The 922-nt window shown below is 62.1% G+C and carries 1 protein-coding gene; it reads left to right on the top strand.

Features of this window, described 5'->3' with window-relative positions; translation table 11 throughout:
• A partial coding sequence (locus tag HPC46_RS34550; protein WP_179476458.1) for an integrase core domain-containing protein occupies positions 1 to 877 on the top strand: 877 nt, incomplete at its 5' end.
• Positions 878 to 922: the final 45 nt, after the last annotated feature.

Raw genomic sequence — 922 nt, 5'->3', positions numbered from 1 at the left:
CACCATCGGTCGACACCTGCACGCCGCCGGATTGATCACGGCTCAACCACACAAACGCCCCAAGTCCTCCTACATCCGGTTCGCCGCCGAGCAGCCCAACGAACGCTGGCAAGCTGACTTCACCCATTGGTGGCTGGCCGGCGGCACCCACGTCGAAATCCTCGACTTCATCGACGACCATGCCCGCTATGCCCTCTCGGTCACCGCCCACCGTCGCGTCACCGGTGCCATCGTTCTCACCGAGTTCCGTAAAACCGTTGACCGCCATGGCATTCCGTACTCCACCCTGACCGACAACGGCATGGTCTTCACCACCCGACTAGCTGGCGGCAAAGGCGGACGCAACGCCTTCGAAACCGAACTGCACCGCCTGGGCATCCGACAGATCAACTCCACACCCAACCATCCGACCACCTGCGGAAAAATCGAACGCTTCCACCAAACCCTGAAAAAATGGCTCAAAGCACAACCAAGGGCCACCACCATCACCGAGCTCCAAGCCCAACTCGACGGCTTCATCGACGAATACAACCACCGCCGACCTCACCGCAGCCTGGCCCACCACGCGACCCCAACAGCGGCCTACACCGCCCGCCCCAAAGCCGACCCCGCAAACCGCACCGATACCCACAACCGCGTCCGCACCGACCGCGTCGACAAAGCCGGCACCATCACCGTGCGCACCGGCGGGCGCCTGCACCACATCGGAATCGGCCGAACCTACACCGGCACCCGCGTACGAATCCTCATCCAAGACCACCACATCACCGTCATCAACGCCGCCACCGCAGAAGTCCTACGCGACTTCACCCTCGACCCCACCAGGGACTACCAACCCACCGGAGCGCCCAAAGGCCCCAAACGGAAAAAGCTGTGAACCTAATGCAGGTTCACAGCTATTCCGATGTCCTGAGACATCACA

Source organism: Mycolicibacterium vinylchloridicum, assembly GCF_013404075.1.
Taxonomy (GTDB): Bacteria; Actinomycetota; Actinomycetes; order Mycobacteriales; family Mycobacteriaceae; genus Mycobacterium; species Mycobacterium vinylchloridicum.
This window is presented reverse-complemented; position numbering and strand designations above follow the sequence as displayed.